Below are 17,716 nucleotides of genomic sequence, written 5' to 3' on the forward strand. Positions count from 1 at the left end.
TCGAGACCTGAGGAACAATGACTGACATCGACTGGGACGAGCTGCGTCAGGTCGCCACCGACGCCATGCGCAAGGCCTACGCGCCGTACTCGCGCTACAAGGTGGGGGCCGCGGCCCTCGTGGACGACGGCCGGATCGTGGCCGGATGCAACGTGGAGAACGCCTCGTACGGCGTCGGACTGTGCGCGGAGTGCGCCCTGGTCGGCGACCTGCACATGTCAGGCGGCGGGCGGCTCGTGGCGTTCGTGTGCGTCAACAACGACGGGCAGACGATCATGCCGTGCGGCCGCTGCCGTCAGCTGCTGTTCGAGCACTCCATGCCTGAGATGCTGCTGGAGACCGTCTCCGGCATCCGCACGATCGACGAGGTGCTGCCCGACGCGTTCGGTCCGCGCGACCTGGAGGATGTCCGATGAGCGCACCGGAGCCGTACGACGCTATCGACGTCATCCGCGCCAAGCGCGACGGCGGCGAGGTCCCTGAGCCGGCACTGCGCTGGATGGTCGACGCGTACACGCGCGGCTACGTCTCGGACGCGCAGATGGCCTCGTTCGCGATGGCGGTGTTCCAGCGCGGCATGCAGCGCGATGAGATCCGCGTGCTCACCGACGCCATGATCGCATCGGGCGAGCGGATGAGCTTCGCATCCCTGGGCAAGAACACGGTCGACAAGCACTCCACCGGTGGCGTCGGTGACAAGATCACCCTGCCGCTCGCACCCCTGGTGGCGTGCTTCGGCGTCGCAGTCCCGCAGCTCAGCGGCCGTGGCCTCGGGCACACCGGAGGCACGCTCGACAAGCTCGAGTCGATACCCGGCTGGCGCGCGGCGCTCAGCAACGAGGAGATGTTCGCGCAGATGCAGGGCGACGTCGGCGCCGTGATCTGCGCGGCGGGCTCGGGTCTCGCGCCGGCGGACAAGAAGCTCTACGCGCTGCGTGACGTCACTGGGACCGTCGAGGCGATCCCGCTCATCGCGTCGAGCATCATGTCGAAGAAGATCGCGGAGGGCACGGATGCGCTCGTCCTCGACGTCAAGTTCGGCTCTGGCGCGTTCATGCAGGACATCGACCGCGCTCGCGAGCTCGCGCAGACCATGGTCGCGCTCGGCACCGATTCCGGTGTCGCCACCACGGCGCTTCTCACCGACATGAACGTGCCTCTCGGCCTCGCGATCGGCAACGCCAACGAGGTGCGGGAGTCCGTGGAGATCCTCGCAGGGGGAGGACCTGCAGACGTGCGCGAGCTGACGGTCGCGCTGGCGCGCGAGATGCTCGCCCTCGCCGGTCAGCCGGACGCCGACGTCGAGGCGGCGCTGGACGACGGCCGCGCCATGGACAGCTGGAAGGCGATGATCCGCGCACAGGACGGCGACCCGGATGCCCCGCTGCCGATCGCTCGTGAGAGCCATGTCGTCACGGCCGCCGCCGACGGCGTCGTCACGCGCATGGACGCCCTGCCGTTCGGCATCTCGGCGTGGCGCCTGGGTGCGGGGCGGGCTCGCGCCGAAGACCAGGTGGTGCACGCGGCCGGCATCGATCTGCACGTCAAGCCAGGACAGCGCGTGACCGCAGGTCAGGCGCTGTTCACGCTCTCCGCGGAGGATGCGGCACGCTTCCCCCGTGCCCTCGAGGCGCTCGAGGACGCATGGTCGATCGGAGACACCGCGCCCGAGATCGGGCCACTCGTCCGCGAGCGCATCACCGCGTAGGCTGGAGGCGCCTTCGCCGAGTCTGTCGAGGCGCCGATTCCGAGAGGACACCATCCCATGTCGATCGCCGCCGACGGTGACAAGAAGGTGCAGGGAGTCTCGCTGCGCTCGCTGCCGAAGATCTCGTTGCACGACCACCTCGACGGTGCCGTGCGCCCGTCGACGATCGTCGAGCTCGCTACCGACGCGGGGCTGCAGCTGCCCGCGACCGATGCGCGCTCGCTCGGAGACTGGTTCGCCGCGCAGAGCGACTCCGGATCGCTCGTGGACTACCTGAAGACGTTCGAGCTCACCGTCGGCGTCATGCAGACCGCCGAGAACCTCACGCGCATCGCCCGCGAGTTCGTGGAGGACCTCGCCGACGACGGCGTGATCTACGGCGAGGTGCGATGGGCGCCCGAACAGCACCTCGCAGGGGGACTGTCTCTCGACGAGGCCGTCGAGGCGGTGCAGCAGGGCATCGAGGACGGCGAGGATGCCGTGGATCGCTCTGGGCGCAGCATCCGCGTCGGTCAGATCCTCAGTGCGATGCGCCAGAGCGACCGATCCCTCGAGATCGCCGAGCTCGCGCTCGACAACCGCGAGGCCGGCGTCGTCGGCTTCGACATCGCGGGTCCGGAGGACGGATACCCCGCCTCCGATCATCGTGAGGCGTTCGAACTGCTCGCCGAGAACTTCTTCCCGGTCACCGTGCACGCGGGAGAGGCGGCCGGTCTCGCATCGATCCGCAGCGCGCTGCTCGACGGCCGTGCCCTCCGCCTCGGTCATGGCGTGCGCATCGTCAGCGATCTCGACGTGATCGAACGCGACGGCGATGAGGTCCAGGTGCGCTTCGGCGATCTCGCCCGGTGGGTGCGCGACCGCGAGATCCCCCTCGAGCTGTCGCCGTCGTCGAACGTGCACACCGGTGCGATCGAGGCCTGGGGCACCGAGCTCGCCGATCATCCGTTCGATCTGCTGTATCAGCTCGGATTCTCCGTCACGGTGAACGTCGACAATCGCACCATGAGCCGCACCTCGTTGACCCGCGAGCTCGCGCTGCTCGTCGACGCCTTCGGGTACGACCTCGATGATCTCGAGGCGTTCCAGTTCAACGCGGCGTCGGCGGCGTTCCTCCCCGTCGAGGAGCGCGAGGAACTCGTCGAGATGATCGCCGAGGGCTTCCAGAACGACTGACGGGCGCAATCATGCCCGCGCCCGCCGTGTTCATCGCCGGCCCTGCTTCCTGGAACTCGATCGTCGTCCTGGATCGGCTGCCGGAGCCGTCGCCGCACATGCAGTTCGCGGAGGCGAGCTGGGAGACGGTCGGTGGGACGAGTGCGGGCAAGGCGCTGAGCCTCGCGTCGCTCGCGACGCCGGCCGTGCTGTACGCGCTCATCGGCGACGACGAGCACGGACGCAAGATCGACGCCGCGCTGAGCGCCGCCGGACTCGACGTGCTGTGGGGATCGAGCGCCACGACCGAGCGGCACCTCAACCTGATGACGCCGGCGGGCGAGCGCGTGTCGCTCTACCTGTCCGGAGTCTCCGCGCAGACAGGGCCGGTACCCGACGACGTGCGCGCAGCGATGACGGATGCCGAGGTCGTCGTGCTCGATCTCGCGGCGGAGCCGCTGCGGCTGCTGCCCTTCGCGACGGCGAGCGGCAGACCCGTGTGGGTCGACGTGCACGACTACGACGGTGAGGCGGATTTCCATCGCCCGTTCCTCGAAGCGGCCGATGCGGTCTTCTGCAACGCCGACAGGCTGAGCGATCCCGTCGCGTTCCTGCGATCACGCGTCGACGCCGGGGCGTCGTTCGCGGTCTGCACGCTCGGCGCCGAGGGCGCGGTGGCCGTGGATGCCGACGGCGAGACGCACCGCGTGGATGCCGTGAAGGTCGAGGTCCTCGACACCAACGGCGCCGGCGACGCGTTCTTCGCCGGAGTGCTGGCCACACGGCTGGCCGGGGCGGCGCTGCCGCAGGCCCTGGAATCCGGCGCGGCAGCGGCCTCGAGAGCCCTCGGCAGCAGGCACCTGCATCCGCTGCTGGACGGCATCGTTCTCTGAGCAGCTCATCGTGACCGCTCCAGTGCGTCGCGCTCGTGGCGTACCGCAGCCCGATAGGCGTGGTTGTTCACGTAGTACGACATCCGGGGGAGGCCGAGGTAGCGGTAGCCCCCGGTGACGTCCGGCCACGGGCTGCCGGTCACCCGCTCGCGGAACCGCTCGGCGCTCTCGGGTGCGCGCTCAGCGGCGGCGAGGTAGCTCGCCAGCAGCTCCGCCTGTTCGAAGCGGCCCTGCCATCCGATCCCGGAAGCCTCGATCATGCCCATCATGTACAGGCCGTTGAAACTCGCAGGGAACATGTTCAGGAAAAGCCTCGGCGAGGAGCCGCGCCACTGCAGGTGCTCCCGATCGACGAACGGATAGTCCAGTCGGTAGCCCGTCGCGAGCAGCACGAGGTCGTAGTCGCCGCTCGATCCGTCGCGGAAACGTACGGTGTGCCCGTCGAACCTGTCGACGTCGGCGCGCACGTGCAGATCGCCCTGCCCGAGGTGGTTCAGCACCATCGTGTTCACGATCGGGTGCGACTCGTAGATGCGGTAGTCGGGTTCGGGGAATCCGAAACGGACCGGATCGCCGGTGAACGCCTTCAGCACGCGCGAGTCGACGGCCTGTTTGATGCGCGCGGGCAACGGCCTGCCCTGGTTGAGCGTGGCGCTCGGACGACCGAACAGGTAGCGCGGCACGAAGTAGTAGCCGCGACGCACGCTCATCTCGACGGATGCGGCGTGGTGCACGGCATCCACGGCGATGTCGCACCCCGAGTTGCCCGCACCCACGATGAGGACCCGCTTGCCGTCGAGCTGCGATGCGTCCTTGTACGCGCTGGTGTGCATGAGCTCACCGGCGAACTCTCCCTCGAAGGCGGGCGTGTTCGGCTCGGCGAGAGTGCCGGTCGCGATGATGACGCCCGAGTACCGGTGCGTTCCGACACCGTCGGGCCCCATGCACGTGAGGTCCCATCCGCCGTCACGCGGTTCGAGCCGGGTGACGCTGGTGTCGAAGCGGAAAAGCCCAGTGAGCCCGAAGCGCTCCGCGTAGGAGCGGAAGTAATCCCGCAGCACGCGGTGGCTCGGATAGTCCACGTCCGAAGCCATCGGGAACTCGGCGAACTCGGTCGTCGTGCGGGAGGAGATGAGGTGCGCCGATTCGTACACCGTGCTGCGCGGGTTGGTGATGTCCCACAGTCCGCCGACGTCGTGCGACGCCTCGAAGCCGTCGACCTCGATGCCCTGCATCCGCAGTGCACGCGCGACAGCCAGGCCGGACGGTCCTGCGCCGATGACGGCGTATCTGCTCATGGTGCTCCCCGCACGACGCTGTGCTCGATCTGTCGCCCCCCAGGCTCGATCGTAGCGGCACCGTCGTGCGGGAAGTCGTCAGAGTGTGTGCAGCTCCTCCTGCCGCGCGGCGAAGACCGCGTGCACGGCGTCGAAGAGCGGATGCTCCGGCTCCAGCCCGGTGACGGTGGCGGTGAGCACGTCGGCGTCCTCCGTGCGCAGCATCCGCTGCAGTTCCACCGACTGCTCGTCCGTCTCATCGTCGAAGGCGATGGCGGCGCCGACGGCGGCGACGAGTGCCGACGTCGACAGCCCGTGTTCCGCCGCCTGGACCGCAGGACCTATGAAGCGCTCGTTGCGGGAGAGCTTGCGCAGCGGCTGGCGCCCGACGCGCTGAACCGTGTCGACCAGTTCCGGGTTGCGGAAGCGCTCGAGGATCGTGGCGCGGTACTCGGCGAGCTCTGCCGGGTCGAGCCCGTGCACGGCGCTGAGCACCGCGGAGGTCTCCTCCAGCGCCGCGCCCACACGTGCGGCGATCGACGGATCGCTGAGGGCGTCCGAGATGCGCTCGTGGCCGGCCTGCGCCCCGAAGTACGCGGTCGCCGCATGACCCGTGTTCACGGTGAAGAGCTTGCGCTCGATGTACGGGCCGAGATCATCGACGAAGTGCGCGCCGGGGATGTTCGGCAGTTCGCCGCCGAACGGGCGCGACTCGATCGCCCACTCGAAGTACGGCTCCACGGTCACGTCCACGCCGCCGCCTGCGGGCTGCGCCGGCACGATGCGATCGACGGCGGTGTTCGCGAAGACGGCGCGCTCGCTCACCGACGCGTCGAGCTTCTCGATCTCGGCGCGCAGCTGATCGGTGGCGCCGATCGCGTTCTCGCACGCCATGATCGTCAGCGGAGGGAGTTCGGGGGAGCGACGGCCGAGGCCGGCGACGATCGCGGGCGCGATGAAGCGCAGCACCGTCGGACCGACGGCGCACGTGACGACGTCGGCGGTCGCGACCTCTTCGGCGACGGCTTCAGGGTCCGTGCCGCTGTTCAGGGCGCGGTACCCGGTGACCACCCGGTCGACGCCTCCCGGACCAGCCTCGTGGACCGTGTATGACTGCGTGGCGTTGATGGCGTCCACCAGGGCGCCGGCGACGTCGGAGAAGACGAGTTCATAGCCGCCCTCGTGCAGCAGCATCCCCACGAAGCCGCGCCCGATGTTGCCGGCGCCGAAGTGGACGGCTTTCATCCTTCGTTCACCGCCGAAAGCAGTGCGTACAGCTCGTCGGGCGTCGCAGCGGCGTTGAGCTTCGCGACGTCGTCCTCGTCGGAGAACAGGATCGCGATCTGGGAGAGGATCTCGAGGTGCTCGTCACCGCGCCCCGCGATGCCGATCACGAACGTGGCGTTCTCTCCCGCCCAGTCCACTCCGCCGTCGTACCGCACGACCGAGAGGCCGGAGTCGAGGATGGCGTCCTTCGTCTCGTTCGTGCCGTGCGGGATCGCGAGTCCGTTGCCCATGAACGTCGACACCGTCTCCTCGCGCTGACGCATGGCGTCGACGTAGGCAGGGGTGACGGCGCCGGCGGCGACCAGGATGTCGGTCGCCTCCTGCAGCGCTTCCTCCTGGGTGGCGGAGCCGGGGTGGATGCGGACCTGACCGATGGAAAGCACGCTCATGCTTCTTCCTCCTTCTGAGACTTGACCATCTCGACGACCTCTTCATACTGCGGCGCATTCATGAAGTTGTCGACCGAGACGTGCAGTGAATTCGGGGACTTGCCCTTCGCGCGATCGGTCAACTGCTGCTGGGTGATCACCAGATCGGCGGTGCCGTCGAGGTTCGCGATGGCCTGGTTGGTGACCTTCACGTCTTCGATGCCCGCCTTCTTCAGCTTGTTGCGCAGCACGCTCGCACCCATCGCGGACGAGCCCATGCCGGCGTCGCACGCGAACACGATGTTCTGGATCGGCGTCGTGGCCACGGCGGTGGTCGCCGCCGCACCGGCACCACCCGCGGCCGCGGAGGCGGCGAGGTTGGACAGGTGCTCGGACTTCTTGCCCTTGTTCGCCTCGGTCTGCGCGATCGCCGCGCCGAACGTGTCGCCCTCGGCGGCCAGATCACGCTTGCGTGAGGCCCGCAGGATGACCGCGGTGATCAGGAACGTCACGACAGCGGCGATGATGACCGACAGGTACACGACCACCAGGTTCCAGATGCCGCCGCCGATCGCTGCCGCGGTCACGGCGATGATGCTTCCGGGAGCGGCGGGGAAGCCCAGTCCGCCGCCGAGGAGCATGTTGGTGGTGACGCCTGCTGCGCCTCCGGCGATCAGAGCGAGGATCGTGGTCGGCTTGCTGAGTGCGTACGGGAAGTAGATCTCGTGGATTCCACCGAAGAACTGGATGATCGCGGCACCGGGTGCCGATGCCTTCGCGGCGCCGACGCCGAAGAAGGTGAACGCGAGCAGGAGCCCGAGGCCGGGGCCGGGGTTCGCCTCGATGAGGAACAGGATCGACTTGCCGGTCTCGCTGGCCTGCTCGATGCCGAGCGGGGTGAACACACCGTGGTTGATGGCGTTGTTCAGGAACAGCACCTTCGCCGGCTCGACGATGATCGACACCAGTGGCAGCAGCTGCAACGAGACGAGCCAGTCGACGGCTGCGCCGAGCACGGTGCTGATGCCGAGCATCACGGGACCGAATGCGAAGAAGCCGGCGATCGCGAGGATCATTCCCAGGATGCCTGCGGAGAAGTTATTCACCAGCATCTCGAAGCCGGGGCGGATCTTGCCGTCCCAGAGGCGGTCCATCTGCTTGGTGATCCATGCTGCGAGCGGGCCCATGATCATCGCGCCGAGGAACATCGGGATGTTGGTGCCGACGATGACGCCCATGGTCGCGATCGTCGCGACGACGCCACCGCGCTCGGCGTAGACCAGACGGCCGGCGGTGTTCGCGATCAGCAGGGGCAGCAGATAGGTCACCATCGCACCGACCAGGCCGACGTAGCCCTGGAAGGTGCCGTTCTCACCCTCGGTCAGCGCGGTCATCGCCCCCGGCCAGTTGATGAGCGCGGAGTCGCCGCCTCCACCGATGATCTCGGCGACAGGAGCCCAGTGCCATCCGAACGGGCTGTCGGCGCCGAAGAACCCGGCGGGGATGAACAGCATCGTGATGAAGCCCCAGGCGATGAAGGCTGCGATGTTCGGCATGATCATGCCCGAGAGGAACGTGCCCAGTCGCTGCACGCCCACCCTGAGCCCGTTCTGCTTCGGGGCCGCTGTTGACGTCGTCGTCATGATGTCGTCTCTTTCTGGTGTGAAGGGAGGGCCGCGGCGGCTTCAGCCACGGCATTGCGGGCGCTCGCGGCATCATCTGCCGCCAGTGCCACCTCGGCGAGGTGCTTCGCCTCGTCGAGGGTGCGCTCGGAGAGCGCGAGTCGTACATCGGCGAGGGCCGCCGATGCCATCGACAGGCTGGTGGCGCCGAGGCCGACCAGCACCGCCGCCAGCAGCGGGTCCGCTGCGGCCTCGCCGCAGACGCCGACCGGTTTGCCGAGGCGGGCGCCTGCCGCGCCCACCTCTCCGACCAGCCGCAGCACTGCGGGGTGCCACGGATCCTGGAAGCCGGCGACCGAGCCGAGCATGCGGTCGGCGGCCATCGTGTACTGGGTGAGGTCGTTCGTGCCGATGGAGGCGAAGTCGGTGTGCGCGAGCACCCGGTCCGCCAGCAGCGCGGCGGCCGGGATCTCCACCATGACGCCCGCGGTCTTCACCCCGTACTCGCGGGCGAGCGCCGTGAAGTACTTCGTCTCCTCGACGGTGGCCACCATGGGCGCCATGACCCACAGATCCGCGTCCGTCTCGGCGTCGGCCTCGGCGAGGGCGGTGAGCTGCTCGCGCAGGATGTCCTCGCTGGCGCGCAGCGACCGCAGGCCCCGCAGGCCCAGTGCGGGATTCTCCTCATGCGCGTCGTTGAGGAACGCCAGCGGCTTGTCGGCACCGGCATCCAGCATCCGCACGACGACCTTCTTGCCGGGGAACGCCGAGAGCAGTTCGCGGTACGACTTCCGCTGGTCCGCCACTGTCGGGGCCTGGGCAGAGGAGAGGAACAGGAACTCGGTGCGGAACAGCCCGACGCCCTCCGCTCCTCGCGCCACGGCATCCGCCGCATCCGCCGGCTTGCCGAGGTTCGCGAGCAGCGCGACGGCGGTGCCGTCGGCGAGGGCGCCCGCCGTGAGGGGGGCGCTCCCTGCGGCGTCCAGCGCCGCTGCTCGCTGCGATGCGCGTTCGAGCTGTTCGGTCGTGGGGTCGGTCGTGACGGTGCCTGCCGCGGCATCGACGATCACTGTCGTCCCCGTGGTCAGCGCCGCGGCCTCCGTCGCACCGACGATCGCGACGATGCCCTTCTCCCTCGCGAGGATCGCCGTGTGAGAGGTGGGGCCACCGTCCGTCGTGACCAGCGCGAGCACCTGCTCGAGGTTGAGCAGCGCCGTGTCGGCGGGGGCGAGATCGCGAGCGACGAGCACGAACGGATGCCCCGGATCGGGCACGCCGGGCGCATCCACGCCGCGCAGGTGGGCGAGCACGCGCTGTGCGATGTCATCCAGATCCGCAGCGCGCTCGCCGAGATAGCCGCCGACGGCCTCCAGAGTGGCTCGGAACCCCGCGAAGGCGTCGTGCACGGCCCACTCGGCCGTGCCGCCGTCATCGATGCGGGAATCCACCTCATCCTGCAGGGTCGGATCCTCGGCGATCATCGCCTGCGCCTCGAGCACCTCCTGCGCCGCGCCGCCCGCGGTGTCCGCACGCTGCTGCAGCTCGGTCGCGACCGCGGCGACGGCTTCCCTGGCACGGGTGCGCTCGGCATCCGTGCCGACCGTGCTCGGCGTGTTCTCGGGGGCGGGCAGCGGCTCCGCCATGCGTACGACGGGCCCCTGGGCGATACCGCGGCCCACGCCGACGCCGCGCAGCTCGGTCATCCGGCCGCCTCCTGGTCGTGATCGGTCGTCAGCAGCTCGGTGAGCGAGTCGAGCACACCCTCTGCGCCTTCGCCGTCGGCCGTGAGTGTCACGTAGTCGCCGTACTCGACCGCCAGGGCGATGACTCCGAGGATGCTCGCCGCGTTGGCCGGCTTGCCGGAGTCCTTGGCGATCGTCACGGAGATGCCGGAGTCCTTGGCAGCCTGCGCGAACAGCTTCGCCGGGCGCGCGTGCAACCCGTGGGAGGAGCCGATGCGGACGGTGCGTGAGATCTCGGTCATGATGTTCCTTTCGCGGTGGACGGTGGTTCGTTCGTCGAGGAGGGGAGCGATGCACGGGCGGCGGCGAGCGTGCGGATGCCGTCGTGGTCGGCGAAGACGTCGTCGGGCAGTACGGCCACCGGCGCGGACGACGCGGAGCGGATGGCGTCCAGCCGGTCGGCGAGGTGCGGACCGACGAGCACGAGATCCGCGAACGCGGTGGAGATCGTCTGCTCGGTGCCGGCGGAGGTGTCCCAGTCGAGCCCGGCGGCGGATGCCGCGCGCCGCAGTCGCTGTGCGACGAATGTGCTGGACGCACCAGCGCCGCAGACCACCAGGATCCTCATCGATGCCACCTCTTCCTGTCCTCCATTCTGGGAAGAGGCTGTGAGCGGCGCCACCAGGTTCCTTTCCGCCCCTGCGGAACCTTCCGCCGCGCCCCGGCTGTGCGATGGTGCTGGCATCATGGGAGCATGTCGCGCCAGCGTCAGGATCAGCTCCTGCAGACCCTTCTCCGGCAGGACGAGTGGGCGACGGCGGCGAGCCTCGCCGATCTGTTCGGTGTGACGCCGCGCAGCATCCGCTCCTACGTGGCCGCCCTCAACGCCCGCGCAGCAGGCGGCGACGCGGTCGAGTCCGGACCTGCCGGATACCGCGCCGGTGCGGGCGCGCATGCGACCCTGCGCGCGCGGGCGACGGGGGAGTCCGCACCGCGCGATCGCCTGCACACCGTCGTGCGGATGCTGCTCGACGAGTCCGACGGCATCGATGTGTACGCCACGGCCGATCGGCTGCACGTCAGCGAGGCCACCCTGGAATCCGATCTCGCCCGTGTACGCGGCCTGCTCGACGGCACCGATCTCCGGCTCGGACGCGATCGTGAGATCGTCCGCCTGCAGGGGACCGAGATCGCGCAGCGCCGGCTGCTGAGCCGGCTCGCGCACGACGAGATGGATGCCGGATCTTTCCATCCCGAGAGCATCCGCCGCGCGCTCACCGGCAGCGCGGTCGCCGCGCATGCCGTGGCGCCGTTCAAGACCGCGCTGGTGCGCGAGCTGGGTGCGCTCGGCTACTACGTCAACGAGCTCGCGATCTCCGACGTGCTGCTGCACATCGCGATCGCCGCCGATCGCGTCTCGGCGGGGCGTGCGCTCGACACCCCGCAGGCGGGTGCCTCGGAGGAGATCCCGAAGCTGGGCGGCGTGATCACGCAGCTCGCCGAGGAGCACTTCGGCGTGGCGCTCGGAGAGGGCGACAGTGCGCACCTCGCGACCCTCGTGCTGACGAGGGCGATCGCGCCGGGTCAGAGCATCGGGCACGATGCGGCGCGCAGCGGTGTGGATCAGCTCGTCGAGGCGGCTGTGCGCGCCGAGATCGTCCAGGCTGCGGCGGACTATCAGGTCGACCTCGTCGATGAGGCGTTCATCCTGCGACTCGCGCTGCACGTGCAGAATCTCCTGCGGCGCGCCGAGGAGCAGGCGTGGACGCGCAATCCGCTCACACGGTCGCTGAAGTCCTCCTACCCGATGATCTTCGAGGTCGCCGTGTCGATCGCCAGCGGTCTGCACGACCGGCTGGGCGCACCGATCCACGACGACGAGATCGCCTACATCGCGATGCACATCGGCGGGCGCCTGGAGCGCAGCCGCAAGGCCGAATCCATCCTCACCGCGACGATCGTCTGCCCCGGCTACTACGAACTGCACGAGCTGCTGCGCTCGAGCGTCGATCGCTCACTCGGCTCGTCGGTCGAGGTGACCAGCGTCGTCACGAGCGTCGATCCGGACTGGGATGCCATCGACACCGACCTGGTGCTGAGCACGATCGAGCCAGGTGCGACCGGCGACCGCTACGTGCGCATCCAGCCGTTCCTCACCGACGCCGATGTGGAGCGCGTGTCGCAGGCAGCCGCACGCATGCGCCGTGCGCGACGGCTGAACCGGCTGCGCGCGGAGCTGTCGCGTTACTTCGTCGCCGATGCGTTCGTGCGGCCGTTGCCGGACGAGGGCGAGGAAGCCGTCATCCGTCGACTCGGCGGTCTGCTCGTGGACGCCGGACTCATCGGCGGTGACTACGTCGAGAACACGATCGTCAGGGAGCGGATGTCGTCGACCGCCTTCACCGATGCCCTGGCGGTGCCGCACGCCCTGCAGATGACGGCGCAGCGCACGGCGATCGCGATCGGAGTCGCCGACGGATCCGTGTCGTGGGGTGAGGGACGCGTGCAGGTGGTGGCACTCGCGGCGTTCAGCGAGAGCGACCGCACCGCGTTCCAGACGGTGTTCGAACAGCTGGTCGAGGTCTTCAGTGAACGTGAGAGCGTGCAGCGCATCGTGCGCCGTGGCACGACGTTCGAGGCGTTCCTGGATGAGCTGGTCGCCGTGATCGACGGGTGATCGATTCAGCGGTCGTGGCGCACGAGCACTTCGGTCATGGCATCCAGCACTCCCGCCGCCGCCGATGACTCCGACGTGGACAGCGTGACCTCATCACCCTGCGCCAGCGCGAGATCCATCACGGCGAGCACGCTGCTGAGATCGACCTCCGCACCGCCCTTCGTCCGAAGAGTGATCGGATCCCGGTGGGAATGCGCCAAGCGCACGAGCTCGGCGACTGGTCGGGCGTGCACACCGTTGTGCGCGCTGATGATCACGTGTCGGGTGGGCATACAGCGATGCTAGCCGGGCTCACGCCGCGAGGGCGAGGAGCCCACGGATGAACACGACGACCGTTCCTGCCCAGGCGCACGACAGCATCGCCCATCTGGCGAGCGCGAGCGGGATGACCCGTGTCAGAAGCGCACCGCCGATGATTCCCGCCGCCGTGCAGACCCCGATAACGGCCAGGTCGGTCACCGGAATCGAGGGCATTCCTCTCAGAAGCACCGAGACGAGCCCGTATCCGAGGAGGATCACCTGGGCGCTGGCGGCGAAGCGCCGCTGATCCCAGCGGTCCCCGACCGCGAACGCGGCGAGGGCGGGGCCGGAGAGACCGCTGGAGGCATGCATGAAGCCGGCCACCCCGCCGGCGAGCAGCGCACCCCGTCTGCCGCGCAGAGAGGCGGCGACGACGCCGCCCAGCCGGTGCGCGAGCAGCGCCAGCGCCGCCATGCCCGCGATCATGAGCAGCAGAGCCGGCTCCGGCAGGAGCCGAGTCAGCAGCGCGCCGAACGGTGCGGCCACGAGTCCGGCGCCGAGCAGCCACAGGATGCGTCGCCAGTCCAACTGATTCCAGGCTGAGGGAAGCGCGATCGCCGAGGCGATGATCGCGAGCAGCACGGCGACGGTCACACCCTGGATCGGCCCGTACACCACCACGGCAGGGCCGATCAGCACGAGGATGAACGCCAGACCGGTGACACGCTGGATCACCGCCGCGACGACGGCCGCGACGCACAGAAGGGCGAGAGTCATCGCACGACGTTGATCAGGAGCGCTCCTCCAGCAGTGCGCGCACGCCGGCCTCGAGATCGGCGACGGCGCGTCTGGAGTCCTCCGCCGAGTCGGCCCGTGCGTCGATGTACACCTTGAGCTTCGGCTCGGTGCCGCTCGGCCGCACGATCACCCGCGAGCCGTCGGCGAGGCGGTACCGCAGCACGTCTCCCGACGGCTGCCCCTCCGCCGCCTGCAGGAGATCCTCGGCGGAATCGATCGCCGTGCTCCCGATACGGCTCGGCGGCAGCGTGCGCAGCGCGAGCATGATCCCGTCGATGATCGACAGATCGTCGACGCGGATCGACACCTGGCCACTGGCGAAGTGGCCGTACGTCTCGCCGAGCTGCGCGACGAGGGTCGCAAGGGTCTCTCCGCGCTCGCGAGCCTCTGCGGCGAGACCGAGCACGGCGATCGCCGCGGAGATCCCGTCCTTGTCGCGCACGGTCTCCGGATTGACCAGGTACCCGAGCGCCTCCTCGAATCCGAACACCATGCCCGGGGCGCGCGAGATCCACTTGAAGCCGGTGAGGGTCTCGTGGAAGTCGAGCCCGTGATGCGCGGCGATCGCCCCGAGGCCGGGCGACGAGACCAGCGAGCACGCGAGTGATGCGCCGGGCGTGCCCTCCGCCGCACGTGCCGCGCGAGCGCCCAGCAGCAGGCCCACCTCGTTGCCGCTCAGCCGGCGCCATCCGCCGTCCGCCGATTCATCGGGGATCGGGACGGCCAGGCGATCCGCGTCCGGGTCGTTGGCGATGATGAAGTCGGCGCGCGTGCGCCCGGCCGTCGCGAAGGAGAGATCCATCGCACCGGGCTCCTCCGGGTTCGGGAACGACACGGTGCGGAAGGTCGGATCGGGGTGCAGTTGTTCGCCGACCGTCTTCGGCTGGGGGTAGCCGGCGGTGCGGAGAATGCGCGAGAAGGTCTCCCAGCCCACGCCGTGCATCGCGGTGTAGACCCAGTTGAGGCCCTTCGCGGATTCCGGAGCAGGAGCGACAGCAGCCGTCTCGCGGATGTAGGCGGACACGACATCCTCCGCGGCCGTCTCGTACGACGCCGAACGCGGCAGAGCCGTCACGTCAGCGCGGTCGGCGACGCGCTGGATGTGCGCGGCGATCTCGGCGTCCGCGGGGGCCACGATCTGCGACCCGGCGTTCGCACCACCGAGATAGACCTTGTAGCCGTTGTCATCCGGCGGATTGTGGCTCGCGGTGACCATCACGCCGGCATCCGCGTCGAGATGACGCACGGCGAACGCGAGCACCGGCGTCGGCAGCAGGCGCGGCAGGAGGATCGTGCGAAGGCCGGCGCCCGCGAACAGCTCGGCCGAATCGAGGGCGAACTGCCGGGAGTTGCGGCGACCGTCGTATCCGACCACGACGGTCGGGGTGCCGGGCACGTGCTCACGCAGGTATTCGGCGAAGCCGGCGGCGGCCTGGGCGATCAGCACCCGGTTCATCCGGTTGCTTCCCGCGCCGAGCGCGCCGCGCAGTCCGGCGGTGCCGAAGGCGAGGCGGGCGCCGAAGCGGTCGTCCAGGTCGGCGATCGCCGCGGCGTCACCGGATGCCGCCCTGGTGACGATGCCGGCCAGTTCGTCGCGGGTCGCGGGATCCGGATCCTGCCGCAGCCACGCGCGCGCCTGTGCCAGTCGACCCTCGGCCTGCTCGCTCACAGCGCCTCCACCACTCTGGCCAGCAGCGCCGAGATCACGGGCTCGGCCTCACGACCGGCCTCGATGACCTCGGTGTGGCTGAGCGGTGTCTTCTGGATGCCTGCGGCGAGGTTCGTGATCAACGAGAAGCCCAGCACCTCCATGCCCGCCTCGCGGGCGGCGATCGCCTCCAGCGCGGTCGACATGCCCACGATGTGGCCACCGATGGTCTTCGCCATCTGCACTTCGGCGGGGGTCTCGTAGTGGGGTCCGCGGAACTGCGTGTACACGCCCTCGTCCAGCGACGGGTCGATCGTGCGTGCGATCTCGCGCAGCCGCGCCGAGTAGAGGTCGGTCAGGTCGACGAAGTTCGCTCCCTCCAGCGGAGAGTCCGCTGTGAGGTTGATGTGGTCGCTGATGAGCACTGGCTGGCCGGGTCTCCACGTCTCGCGGATTCCGCCGGCGCCGTTGGTCAGCACCATGATCGCCGCACCCGTGGCGGCCGCGGTGCGGACGCTGTGCACGACACGGCGGACGCCGTGGTCCTCGTAGTAGTGGGTGCGCGCGCCGATGACGAGCACGTGCCTGCCTCCGGGCGTGCGGATGCTGCGCAGCGTACCGACGTGGCCCTCGAGAGCCGGCTTGGAGAAGCCGGTGACCTCGGTGGCCGGGATCGTCGCGATGGTCTCCCCGAGCAGGTCGGCGGCCTTGCCCCATCCGCTTCCGAGCGTGAGGGCGATGTCGTGCTTCTCGACGCCGCTGAGCCGCGCGATGTCCGCGGCGGCGAGGGCTGCGACCTGGAACGGATCGGCGTTCGGGTCGTCGAGAGGGTTGTCGTGAATGTCGGTCATGGATCCACTCTAAGAGTGGTGACGGCAACGCACTCAGGATTGCGGAAGAATGGGGGTCATGTCTTCCACTCCTTTCGAGCGCACTCAGCGGGTCGCCGTCCTCGGCGGCGGTCCCGGCGGTTACGAAGCGGCGCTCGCCGCAGCCCAGCTCGGCGCTGAGGTGACGCTCGTCGAACGCGTCGGCGTGGGAGGCTCGGCCGTGCTCACCGACGTCGTGCCCTCGAAGAGCCTGATCGCGACGGCCGATGCCGCGGTCGCGATCTCGGAGGCCAGCGACCTCGGTGTGCAGTTCTACGCGAAGGGTGCGAGCGGCAAGCCGCTCAAGCCCGAGATCGCGATCAACCTCGCCGCGGTCAACAAGCGGCTGCTCGCCCTGGCAGGGCAGCAGTCGGAGGACATGCGCGAGACCCTGCTCGAGGCGGGGGTGCGCATCCTGTCCGGTCACGGACGACTCGAGGGCCCGAACGCGATCGTGGTGGCCACCGGCCCCGGTGGAACAGATTTCGATCGCGTGGAGGCCGACACGATCATCGTGTCGGTCGGTGCATCGCCGCGAGAGCTCGACAGCGCGAAGCCCGACGGCACGCGCATCCTCACCTGGACGCAGCTGTACGACATGAAGGCGCTGCCCGAGCACCTCATCGTCGTCGGCTCCGGCGTCACCGGCGCCGAGTTCGCTTCGGCTTACATGAACCTCGGCGCCAAGGTGACGCTCATCTCCAGTCGCGACCAGGTGCTGCCGGGCGAGGACCAGGACGCGGCCCGCGTGCTGGAGAAGGTCTTCAAGCGCGGCGGCATGACCGTGCTGTCCAAGTCGCGAGCCGACAAGGTCGAGCGCACGGAGAACGGCGTGCTCGTGACGCTCTCCGACGGGCGCACCGTCGAGGGCAGCCACTGCCTGATGGCGGTCGGCTCGGTTCCGAACACCGCTGGCATCGGTCTCGAGGAGGCTGGTGTCGAGCTCACCGAGTCCGGCCACGTGCGCGTGAACCGCGTCGCCAGGGCGTCGGTGCCCAACGTCTACGCCGTCGGCGACTGCACGAACTTCATGCCGCTCGCATCCGTCGCGTCCATGCAGGGTCGCACCGCGGTGTTCCACGCGCTCGGCGACATCGTCATCCCGCTCGAGAAGATCAAGGTCACCTCGAACATCTTCACGGCTCCCGAGATCGCCACGGTCGGCTGGGGCGAGAAGGACGTCGAGGACGGCGTCGCCGACGGACTCGTCTACAAGCTGCCACTCGCGGCGAACCCGCGCGCGAAGATGATGGGCATCAAGGACGGCTTCGTGAAGATCATCGCCCGCAAGGGGTCCGGCACCGTCATCGGCGGCGTGATCGTGGCGCCGAAGGCGTCGGAGCTGATCTACCCGATCGCCGTCGCCGTCGAACGCCGCCTCACGGTCGACCAGGTCTCGCGTGTGTTCGCGGCGTACCCGTCGCTGTCGTCGAGCATCACGGATGCCAGCCGCGCGATGCACCTGGTGAACATCAGCTGACGCCGGCTCCGC

Annotated in this window: 17 protein-coding genes; 6 read left to right on the plus strand and 11 right to left on the minus strand. The window is 69.3% G+C overall.

Annotation, left to right across the window (positions count from 1 at the left end; genetic code table 11):
• Positions 1–17 precede the first annotated feature (17 nt).
• Genes ACNPNP_RS19345 through ACNPNP_RS19360 form a run of 4 tightly spaced genes read left to right on the plus strand, consistent with a single transcriptional unit; the run spans position 18 to position 3,756 of the window.
• Positions 18–416, plus strand: a complete 399-nt coding sequence (locus ACNPNP_RS19345) for a cytidine deaminase (protein WP_448967658.1) — start codon at positions 18–20, stop codon at positions 414–416.
• Complete coding sequence (locus ACNPNP_RS19350; protein WP_448967659.1) at positions 413–1,708, plus strand: thymidine phosphorylase; 1,296 nt, start codon at positions 413–415, stop codon at positions 1,706–1,708. Before ACNPNP_RS19345 ends, ACNPNP_RS19350 begins: the two co-directional genes overlap by 4 nt.
• Positions 1,709–1,765: 57 nt before the next feature.
• Positions 1,766–2,884 carry an adenosine deaminase gene (locus tag ACNPNP_RS19355; protein WP_448967660.1) on the plus strand — a complete coding sequence of 373 codons (1,119 nt, stop codon included), beginning with the start codon at positions 1,766–1,768 and terminating at the stop codon, positions 2,882–2,884.
• A gap of 11 nt (positions 2,885–2,895) precedes the next feature.
• Positions 2,896–3,756: a carbohydrate kinase family protein gene (locus tag ACNPNP_RS19360; RefSeq protein ID WP_448967661.1), complete on the plus strand. Its 861-nt coding sequence runs from the start codon at positions 2,896–2,898 to the stop codon at positions 3,754–3,756.
• Positions 3,757–3,761: 5 nt separating this feature from the next.
• Here ACNPNP_RS19360 and ACNPNP_RS19365 read toward each other — a convergent pair whose 3' ends face one another.
• The 7 genes from ACNPNP_RS19365 to ACNPNP_RS19395 form a co-directional block, all read right to left on the minus strand.
• On the minus strand, positions 3,762–5,054 hold the full coding sequence (locus ACNPNP_RS19365) for a flavin-containing monooxygenase (protein ID WP_448967662.1): 1,293 nt from the start codon (positions 5,052–5,054) through the stop codon (positions 3,762–3,764).
• A gap of 78 nt (positions 5,055–5,132) precedes the next feature.
• On the minus strand, positions 5,133–6,278 hold the full coding sequence (locus tag ACNPNP_RS19370; RefSeq protein ID WP_448967663.1) for a mannitol-1-phosphate 5-dehydrogenase: 1,146 nt from the start codon (positions 6,276–6,278) through the stop codon (positions 5,133–5,135).
• Positions 6,275–6,709, minus strand: coding sequence for a PTS mannitol transporter subunit IIA (locus ACNPNP_RS19375; protein ID WP_448967664.1), 435 nt, complete (start codon positions 6,707–6,709; stop codon positions 6,275–6,277). The genes ACNPNP_RS19370 and ACNPNP_RS19375 overlap by 4 nt, the downstream gene beginning before the upstream one ends.
• Positions 6,706–8,331, minus strand: a complete 1,626-nt coding sequence (locus tag ACNPNP_RS19380) for a PTS mannitol transporter subunit IIBC (RefSeq protein ID WP_448967665.1) — start codon at positions 8,329–8,331, stop codon at positions 6,706–6,708. The genes ACNPNP_RS19375 and ACNPNP_RS19380 overlap by 4 nt, the downstream gene beginning before the upstream one ends.
• Positions 8,328–10,013: a phosphoenolpyruvate--protein phosphotransferase gene (ptsP, locus tag ACNPNP_RS19385; RefSeq protein ID WP_448967666.1), complete on the minus strand. Its 1,686-nt coding sequence runs from the start codon at positions 10,011–10,013 to the stop codon at positions 8,328–8,330. The genes ACNPNP_RS19380 and ptsP overlap by 4 nt, the downstream gene beginning before the upstream one ends.
• Positions 10,010–10,294, minus strand: a complete 285-nt coding sequence (locus ACNPNP_RS19390) for an HPr family phosphocarrier protein (protein ID WP_448967667.1) — start codon at positions 10,292–10,294, stop codon at positions 10,010–10,012. Before ACNPNP_RS19390 ends, ptsP begins: the two co-directional genes overlap by 4 nt.
• Positions 10,291–10,620 (minus strand): PTS sugar transporter subunit IIB, encoded by a 330-nt coding sequence (locus ACNPNP_RS19395; RefSeq protein WP_448967668.1) that lies wholly within the window; start codon positions 10,618–10,620, stop codon positions 10,291–10,293. Before ACNPNP_RS19395 ends, ACNPNP_RS19390 begins: the two co-directional genes overlap by 4 nt.
• Before the next feature lie 126 nt (positions 10,621–10,746).
• Between ACNPNP_RS19395 and ACNPNP_RS19400 the strand changes: the two genes are divergently transcribed.
• Positions 10,747–12,669, plus strand: coding sequence for a BglG family transcription antiterminator (locus ACNPNP_RS19400; RefSeq protein ID WP_448967669.1), 1,923 nt, complete (start codon positions 10,747–10,749; stop codon positions 12,667–12,669).
• A gap of 5 nt (positions 12,670–12,674) precedes the next feature.
• Here the strand turns inward: ACNPNP_RS19400 and ACNPNP_RS19405 are convergent, their stop codons facing one another.
• The 4 genes from ACNPNP_RS19405 to ACNPNP_RS19420 are packed head-to-tail and all read right to left on the minus strand — an operon-like array spanning position 12,675 to position 16,206.
• Positions 12,675–12,941: an HPr family phosphocarrier protein gene (locus ACNPNP_RS19405; protein ID WP_448967670.1), complete on the minus strand. Its 267-nt coding sequence runs from the start codon at positions 12,939–12,941 to the stop codon at positions 12,675–12,677.
• A 19-nt stretch (positions 12,942–12,960) separates the two neighbouring features.
• The gene (locus tag ACNPNP_RS19410; protein ID WP_448967671.1) at positions 12,961–13,686 is read right to left on the minus strand and encodes a TSUP family transporter; all 726 of its coding nucleotides are present in this window, start codon (positions 13,684–13,686) and stop codon (positions 12,961–12,963) included.
• A gap of 13 nt (positions 13,687–13,699) precedes the next feature.
• Positions 13,700–15,376, minus strand: a complete 1,677-nt coding sequence (locus tag ACNPNP_RS19415; protein ID WP_448967672.1) for a phospho-sugar mutase — start codon at positions 15,374–15,376, stop codon at positions 13,700–13,702.
• Entirely contained in the window at positions 15,373–16,206 is an 834-nt protein-coding gene (locus tag ACNPNP_RS19420; RefSeq protein ID WP_448967673.1) for a purine-nucleoside phosphorylase, read from the minus strand. The genes ACNPNP_RS19415 and ACNPNP_RS19420 overlap by 4 nt, the downstream gene beginning before the upstream one ends.
• A gap of 49 nt (positions 16,207–16,255) precedes the next feature.
• Here ACNPNP_RS19420 and ACNPNP_RS19425 point away from each other — a divergent pair, with 49 nt between their 5' ends.
• Complete coding sequence (locus ACNPNP_RS19425) at positions 16,256–17,704, plus strand: NAD(P)H-quinone dehydrogenase (RefSeq protein WP_448967674.1); 1,449 nt, start codon at positions 16,256–16,258, stop codon at positions 17,702–17,704.
• Positions 17,705–17,716 lie beyond the last annotated feature (12 nt).

It is taken from the genome of Microbacterium xerophyticum (assembly GCF_053543555.1).